Origin of the sequence: Mesorhizobium sp. M2A.F.Ca.ET.039.01.1.1 (assembly GCF_003998035.1) — a bacterium.
In the GTDB taxonomy this organism is placed as follows: Bacteria; Pseudomonadota; Alphaproteobacteria; order Rhizobiales; family Rhizobiaceae; genus Mesorhizobium.
On record NZ_RZRY01000314.1, the window covers coordinates 1 to 7,162 of the forward strand.

At 62.9% G+C, this 7,162-nt stretch carries 7 protein-coding genes, 1 pseudogene and 1 riboswitch; of the genes and pseudogenes, 3 read left to right on the top strand and 5 right to left on the bottom strand.

Going from position 1 to position 7,162, the window contains the following annotated elements; translation table 11 throughout:
• Positions 1–417 (top strand): annotated as a pseudogene (locus EOA24_RS21965) (oxidoreductase); the annotation flags it as partial.
• A gap of 40 nt (positions 418–457) precedes the next feature.
• Here the strand turns inward: EOA24_RS21965 and EOA24_RS41760 are convergent.
• The 3 genes from EOA24_RS41760 to EOA24_RS21975 form a co-directional block, all read right to left on the bottom strand.
• On the bottom strand, positions 458–604 hold the full coding sequence (locus tag EOA24_RS41760) for a hypothetical protein (RefSeq protein WP_189342010.1): 147 nt from the start codon (positions 602–604) through the stop codon (positions 458–460).
• A 90-nt stretch (positions 605–694) separates the two neighbouring features.
• Positions 695–1,795 carry a hybrid-cluster NAD(P)-dependent oxidoreductase gene (locus EOA24_RS21970; protein ID WP_127410059.1) on the bottom strand — a complete coding sequence of 367 codons (1,101 nt, stop codon included), beginning with the start codon at positions 1,793–1,795 and terminating at the stop codon, positions 695–697.
• Positions 1,796–1,815: 20 nt separating this feature from the next.
• The gene (locus EOA24_RS21975; protein WP_126079926.1) at positions 1,816–3,063 is read right to left on the bottom strand and encodes an aromatic ring-hydroxylating dioxygenase subunit alpha; all 1,248 of its coding nucleotides are present in this window, start codon (positions 3,061–3,063) and stop codon (positions 1,816–1,818) included.
• Positions 3,064–3,171: 108 nt separating this feature from the next.
• Positions 3,172–3,374, bottom strand: a riboswitch (cobalamin riboswitch).
• Between the two features lie 493 nt (positions 3,375–3,867).
• Here EOA24_RS21975 and EOA24_RS21980 point away from each other — a divergent pair.
• Both EOA24_RS21980 and EOA24_RS21985 read left to right on the top strand, forming a co-directional pair.
• Complete coding sequence (locus EOA24_RS21980; RefSeq protein WP_042637362.1) at positions 3,868–4,074, top strand: DUF680 domain-containing protein; 207 nt, start codon at positions 3,868–3,870, stop codon at positions 4,072–4,074.
• Positions 4,075–4,143: 69 nt separating this feature from the next.
• Entirely contained in the window at positions 4,144–4,380 is a 237-nt protein-coding gene (locus EOA24_RS21985) for a DUF680 domain-containing protein (RefSeq protein WP_126079925.1), read from the top strand.
• A gap of 74 nt (positions 4,381–4,454) precedes the next feature.
• Here EOA24_RS21985 and ugpC read toward each other — a convergent pair whose 3' ends face one another.
• Positions 4,455–5,567 (bottom strand): sn-glycerol-3-phosphate ABC transporter ATP-binding protein UgpC, encoded by a 1,113-nt coding sequence (gene ugpC, locus EOA24_RS21990; RefSeq protein ID WP_126079924.1) that lies wholly within the window; start codon positions 5,565–5,567, stop codon positions 4,455–4,457.
• Between the two features lie 34 nt (positions 5,568–5,601).
• A partial coding sequence (locus EOA24_RS21995; RefSeq protein WP_127410058.1) for an alpha-glucosidase occupies positions 5,602–7,162 on the bottom strand: 1,561 nt, incomplete at its 5' end.

Sequence of the window (7,162 nt, forward strand, 5' to 3'; positions counted from 1 at the left end):
TGGGAGGAGAGCGACGGCGGGCCGATCCTTCTGGTCGGCGGCGGCTCGGGCGTTGTGCCGCTGATGGCGATGGTGCGTCATCGCACGCTGCGCAACACGGCGGTGCCCGTCGCGCTGGTGTTTTCGGCGCGGGTCTGGGACGAGGTAATCTTCCGCGACGAGCTGATCGGCCTCGACGACCGTCGCGACGGATTCGACCTGGTTTTGACGCTGACCCGCGAACCGGCGAGGCGGCCCTCCGATTATTCCCGGCGCGTCGACGCCCGCATGATGGCGCAGGCCGTCGAGCGCCTGCCCAAGACGCCAAGGCTCGCCTATGTCTGCGGCTCGAATGCGTTCGTCTCGGCCGCCGCCGACGCCTTGATCGGCGCCGGCGTTCCGGCGGGGATCATCCGCACCGAGCGCTACGGGGTTTAGATCATGATCCCGAAAAGTGGGTGCCGGTTTTCGGGAGGGATCATGCTTCAACAAAGAGCATGATCCCGGAAAGTGGGAACCGGTTTTCGGAAGAGATCATGCTCCAACAAAGAGCTGGATCAGGATGGCGATTCAACGGAAAATCATCCTGATCCGGCGCGCCGATTGCTCGGCGAGCCTTCGCCACGAGACGCCTCCGGGCACTGAACTTCTGTTCGGCAGGACAGCGGCCGGCGAGGGTGTTCCCGCAACGGCCCTTGCCTCGACCGACAAGCCTTCAGGCCTCGATGTCCAGCGCCGACAACGGCCTCGAACAGCAGGCCAGGATATAGCCGTCATCGATCTCGTGATCGAGAATGCCGCCATTGTGGCTCATCGAAACCTCGCCGGAGACCTTTTTCACCTTGCAGGTGCCGCAGAGACCGAACTCGCAGGCCGCCGGGATCCTGACGCCCGAAGCGCGCGCCGTCTGCAGCACGGTCTGTCCGGGGACGCATTCCGCATCGACGTTTGAAAGCGAAAAGCGGACCGGCGTCACCGCCTCGGCGAGCGGCTTGGCTTCGTCGCCGGCCGGCATCGCGAACGGCGCCGGGACTTCTTCCACGGCCGGCGCCGCGAAGCTCTCCTGATGGTAGCGGCTCATGTCGAAGCCGGCGGCCTCCAGCATCTGGCGCACGGCGCGCATGAAGGGGTCCGGCCCGCAGCAGAAGATTTCCCGCTCGCGGAAATCGGGTGCCAGAAGCGGCAGCCGGATCGCGTCGATGCGGCCCATATGGCCGAACCAGCCCTCGCGGCTCGACCGCTCCTCGATCATGAAGTCGAGCGACAGGCCGGGCATGCGGCTGCCGAGCAGTTCGAGCTCCTTGCGGAAGATGATCTCTTCCGGCCGCCGCGCGCAATTGACGAAACCGACATCGGTCCAGGGCGCGCAGTCGTTCAGCCAGCGCAGCATCGACATCATCGGCGTGACGCCGGAACCGGCCGAAATGAACAGATATTTGGCCGCTGGATGGCTGTGCAGCGAGAAATCGCCGGTCGGCCCGTAGGCCTTCACATGGACGCCGGGCTTCAGATTGTCGAACATCCAGCGCGTGCCGACGCTGTCGGCTTGCGCTTTCACCGTCACCGCGATCGAGAACGGCCGCGACGGCGAGGACGACAGCGTGTAGGTCCGCATCAGCGGCCCGTCGGCCGTCGGCAATTCCAGCGTCACGAACTGCCCGGGTTTGTAGCGGAACCAGGTCTGATTGTCGGAGCGGAAGGTGAACGTCTTCACCTGCGGCGCCTCGTCGCTGACGCCGATCACTTCCAGCACCTGCAGCCTGTCGTTCCAGGGCGCCATCTCGTCGAGATGGCGATAGAGGCCGAGATCCGTCATCGCGTTCATCTCCTTAGCCTTCAGGCGACGCTGCGCAACGCCGGGCGACCGCCTTCGGCAAGGCGCGGACCGATGAAGGAGGCGTACCACTCGACGAACTGGATGACACCGCCCTCATGCAACTCGGAATAGGGACCAGGCTCGTAAGCCGGCGACAGGATGCCGAGCGCGTTTTCCTCGACGATGCGGCGGTCCTGATCGTTGGTCTCGGTCCAGACATGGGTGAGTTCTGCCAGATCGTAGTCGACGCCTTCCACCGCGTCCTTGTGGACCAGCCATTTCGTCGTCACCGCGGTCTCGGTGGCGCTGATCGGCAGCACACGGAAGGTGACGGCGTGATCGATGAGGATGTGGTTCCACGTGGTCGGGTAATGGTAGTGCATCAACGTGCCGATGCGGTAGGCGGCGACGCTGGCGGACAGGTTTTTCGTCACGGCGCGTCTGCCGCTCATCGTGTAGCTGACGGCGTCGCGCAGCAGCGGCGCGCGCGTTGCGCGGTATTGCCCGGCCGGATCGATCCGGAACCGGCTCGGCAGACCCGCCGCCTCGCATTTCGCCCAGTGCGCAAGCATTTCCGGATCGCTGTCGGCGCCTTGCACACCTGTCACCGTCGGCGCTTCCGGAAAAGTCTTGCACAGTTCCGGATGGTTGCCGGCGCAATGATAGCACTCGCGGTTGTTTTCCCAGACGAGCTTCCAGTTGCCCTTTTCGACGATCGTCGATTCGAACGCGACCTTCGCCTCGCTCAGCCGGTGCGGCAGGACATAGGGTTCGATCATGGCGCGCATCGGCGCGAAGTCGGCCGGCTCTTTTGCCAGGCAAATGAAGATGTAGCCGCCGACGCTCTCGCAGGCCACGGGCTTCAGTCCGAACTGGCTCTTGTCGAAGCCGTCCGCCATCTGGCGCGCGAACAGCAGCCGCCCGTCGAGCTCGTAAGTCCACTGATGGTAGGGACAGACCAGCTTGGCGGCGGTGCCCTTGTCGGTGTTGCACAGGCGGCTGCCGCGATGCCGGCAGGAGTTGTGGAAAGCGTTGATCCTTCCCTTCTGGTCGCGGACCAGCACCACCGGATAATCGCCGATCTGAACGGTGATGTAGCTGCCTGGTTTCGGCAGCTCGCAATCATGGCCGATGAACAACCAGTCACGATGCCAGATCAGCTCCATATCGAGCTTGAAATAGTCGGGATCGGTGTAGAAGGGCTGCTCAAGCGAGTAGCCCTGCTTGCGGCTCTGCAGGAGCCTCAGCATGTCGTTGCGCGCATCCATGTCCTGTCCTCGCATCAAGGACTGAACTGGTGGTGATGGAGAAGAACGACCGCCACCGGCAGGGCCGGGCACGCGCCGTCCGCCTCTTGACCGCCCACCGCGATCAGTCGAGTTCAAAATGTCTCTGGCTGGTTTCCGGGCTTTGGAGTTGCCCTCGCGGGCGGTCGCAACACCTTCCCAGGCCCATGGCCCAGTGGTCTCCCGTTGCGACCTCACTCCACCACCGTTGCGGGGGCAGCGCCGGATTTCGACCGGCTTCCCAATTCTCCGCCTCGTCGCGACGAAGCGGCACCTGAGATGGCCTGATCTAACCACGACGGCCGGTTTCCCGTCGGCATGAAAACGACATCGCATCCATACGGCGCGACAATGGGCGGCGTGTTCACGTTGCCGATTCTCGTCCTTCTCGCCATGCCACCGGCTTCCAGGGGTGCTCCCGGACGAGGTTCGGGAGCGTCGTTGATGGTTAACAGTATCAAAAAGTGACTATTAGCAGATTCTAAAATCGAACCGAACGGTTCGTTTCTGTTGACGGTGCGTGCAGAACGCTGTGAACGTTGGCGCTCCGACACACTTGGTGAGCCAGCAGCATAAATCACATAAGTCATTGATTGAACTTAGCAAAAAAATGGTTGTAGGCATGCTTATGAAAACTTCAAGAGGCGGATTCATGGTCCAGACGAAAAAACTTCGTGATTGGAATCCCGCAGTCGGCTCACCCAAATGAGCGCTGTCCGAACGACGCGATTTCATTCCCAAGACACGCCGCTAGACGGACTGAATAAAAATACTGGAGTAGCAAAAATGAAAAAGATTGTTCTCACTGCCGCCGCCCTTCTGGCAATTTCCGGCAGCGCCTTTGCCGGTAGCGACAATTACAACGCGCAGGCTGCCAACCCGCCGGCCGCCACGGTCGACTCTTCTTACACAGCCTCGGTCCGCAAGTCCGAACCGGCTGAACAGAAGCCTGTCACCACGGGCGCCGACCGCAACCTTTTCGGTAACAACTAACAGCCGACTTCGAACGGCGACGGGTTTGCCCGTCGCCTCGGTCGGATCAGGAAATTCAGGAGTACTGAGATGAAAAAGATCATTCTTGCCACCGCGGCTCTCATGGCCGTTTCCTCGGCTGCTTTTGCGGGCAGCGACAATCACGGCAACAGCGGAGTCAACCAGCCGGCTCCCGCCGTGGATACGACCCGCACCTCGTCGATCGGCACCGACTCGCCTGTCTACAAGCTGCTGAATTCGTCCCGCGACGCGCAGAAGTCGGCTCCGCAGCAGGGCAGCGACCGCGACCACTTCGGCAATCGTTAACAGCCGACCGTGATTTGAAAACAGGAGCGGCGGGCCAGGGCCCGCCGCTTCTCTTTGCCGCAGCGGCTCTGCGCTCAGGCTGCCTTCGCCTCTTCGCGATGCAGCGTGAAGGAATGGCCGTCGGCGTCGAAAATATGCAGATCGCTGGCGCTTGCGTTGAGCCGCAGCGTCTCACCGCGCTTGACCTCGACATTGCCCGGCAGCTTGGCGACCAGCGGCAGGTCTGCGCGGCCGATATCGATATAGACGAGCTGAACCTCGCCGAGTTGCTCGATATAGTCGACCTTGCCCTCGAAGAGGTAATCGGAACCGGTGGCGATCGCGAGATCCTCCGGCCGCACGCCGAAGCTGACCGCCGCGCCATTCGCCGAAGCAGGCGTCGCGATCGGCACCGTCGCCTTGCGGTCGCCGACATGGCTGACCACGGTCGGATTGCCGGCCTTCTCGATCTTTGCCGGCAATATGTTCATCGCCGGCGAGCCGATGAACTGGGCGACGAACAGATTGCCCGGACGCTTGTAGAGTTCCATCGGCGTGCCGACCTGCTCGACGACGCCGTCCTTCAGCACCACGATGCGGTCCGCCAGCGTCATCGCCTCGACCTGGTCGTGGGTGACGTAGATCATGGTGGTGTTCGGCATCGATTCCTTGAGCTTGGCAATCTCGATGCGGGTGGCGACGCGAAGCGCTGCGTCGAGGTTCGAAAGCGGCTCGTCGAACAGGAACACTTTTGGGTTGCGCACGATGGCGCGGCCGATCGCGACGCGCTGGCGCTGGCCGCCCGACATCGCCTTGGGCAGGCGATCGAGATATTTGGTGAGCTGCAGGATCTCCGCCGCCTGTCGCACCCGCTTGTCGATCTCCGCCTTGCTTTCCTTGCCGATCTTCATCGAGAAGGCCATGTTGTCGTAGACGGTCATATGCGGATAAAGCGCATAGGACTGGAACACCATGGCGATGCCGCGCTTCGACGGCGGCACGTCGTTCACCACCTCGCCGTCGATCTTCAGTTCGCCCCCGGTGATCTCCTCGAGACCGGCGATCGACCGCAGCAAGGTCGACTTGCCGCATCCCGACGGTCCGACGAAGACGATGAACTCGCCCGATTTGATGTCTAGGTCGATGCCGTGGAGAATATTGAGGTTGCCGTATGATTTCCTCACCTGGTTGAGCGTGACATCGGCCATGGTTCTCTCCTTCCGTTGATCTCTATCTGCAAGTTCAGTCGATGCGCCCGAACCAGGCGCCGTATCCGCCGAGGCGGACCGGCCCGCTGCCAGTCTGTCCCGAAAAGCCATGTCCGGGCAAGGGCTTCAGCGAGCCTTGGCCGAGATTGACCTCGGCGGGCTTGCTGCCGAGGTTGAAGGCGCAGACGATCCGCTCATTGCCCTCGCGGCGCGTGAAGGCGACGGTATCGCCATCGCTTTCGATGAAGTCGATATCGCCCTTGCCCAGCGCCGGATGCTGGCGCCGGAAGGCGAGGAAGCGGCGGTAATGCTCGAGCAGCGAGCTTGCATCGCCCTGCTGCACGTTGACGGCCTGCGACAGGTGCCTGCCCGGCACCGGCAGCCAGGGCTTGGCGGTCGAGAAGCCGCCATTCTTGGCCGCGGCCTCCCACACCATCGGCGTGCGGCAGCCGTCGCGGCCCTTGAACTCCGGCCAGAAGCGGATGCCGTAGGGGTCCTGCAGGTCCTCGAACTTCAGCTCCGCTTCGCCAAGGCCGAGTTCTTCGCCCTGGTAGATGCATACCGAGCCGCGCAGCGACATCAGAAGCGCCGAGATCACCTTCAGATAGGCGGTCGGGTCCGTCTCGTTGGCGGCCCAGCGCGAGGCGACCCGCATCACGTCATGGTTGGAGAAGGCCCAGCACGACCAGCCGTCGCTGGCGACCCGGCCGAAGGCCTCCAGCACCGCGCGCACTTTCGCCGCGCTGATCTTCTCCGGCGCCAGGAAGTCGAAGGAATAGCACATGTGCACGCGCTTGCCGTCGGCGGTGTAGGCGGCGACCACTTCCAGGCCGCGCTGCGAGTCACCGACCTCGCCGACGGCGGCCTGTGCCGGATATTCGTCCAGAAGCGCGCGGAAGCGCTCGAGGAAGCCGAGATTCTCCGGCCGGCTCTTGTCGTAGATATGGTCCTGGTAGTTGTAGGGATTGACCGCAGGTGCGGTCTGGTCGTTGCGCTGTTCCGGCGGCAGCGCCGGATTGTCCTCCAGCCCCTGGCTGTGGAAGTAGAAATTGATCGTATCCAGCCGAAAGCCGTCGACCCCGCGCTCAAGCCAGAAGCGGGTGATGTCGAGCAGCGCGTCCTGGACTTCTCCATTGTGGAAGTTGAGGTCGGGCTGCTCGGCCAGGAAATTATGCATGTAATATTGCTGGCGGCTGGTGTCCCACTGCCAGGCCGAGCCGCCGAAGATCGACAGCCAGTTGTTGGGCGGCGTGCCGTCCGGCTTGGCGTCGGCCCACACATACCAGTCAGCCTTTGGATTGCTGCGGCTGGAGCGGCTTTCCTTGAACCACGGGTGGATGTCGGCGGTGTGCGACAGCACCTCGTCGATCATCACCTTGAGGCCCAGGCGATGGGCCTCCGCCACCAGCGCGTCGAAATCGGCGAGCGTGCCGAACATCGGGTCGACATCGCAGTAATCCGAGACGTCATAGCCGAAATCCTTCATCGGCGATTTGAAGAAGGGCGAGATCCAGATGGCATCGACGCCGAGCGAAGCGATGTAGGGCAGACGCTGAACGATGCCCTTCAGATCGCCGATGCCGTCGTCGTTGGAG

What these genes read in the sequence shown, in the direction of transcription:
- EOA24_RS21975 (WP_126079926.1), bottom strand. Translation starts at nt 3,063, where the DNA reads ATGGATGCGCGCAACGACATGCTGAGGCTCCTGCAGAGCCGCAAGCAG.
- EOA24_RS21985 (WP_126079925.1), top strand. Translation starts at nt 4,144, where the DNA reads ATGAAAAAGATCATTCTTGCCACCGCGGCTCTCATGGCCGTTTCCTCG.
- EOA24_RS21980 (WP_042637362.1), top strand. Translation starts at nt 3,868, where the DNA reads ATGAAAAAGATTGTTCTCACTGCCGCCGCCCTTCTGGCAATTTCCGGC.
- ugpC (WP_126079924.1), bottom strand. Translation starts at nt 5,567, where the DNA reads ATGGCCGATGTCACGCTCAACCAGGTGAGGAAATCATACGGCAACCTC.
- EOA24_RS21970 (WP_127410059.1), bottom strand. Translation starts at nt 1,795, where the DNA reads ATGACGGATCTCGGCCTCTATCGCCATCTCGACGAGATGGCGCCCTGG.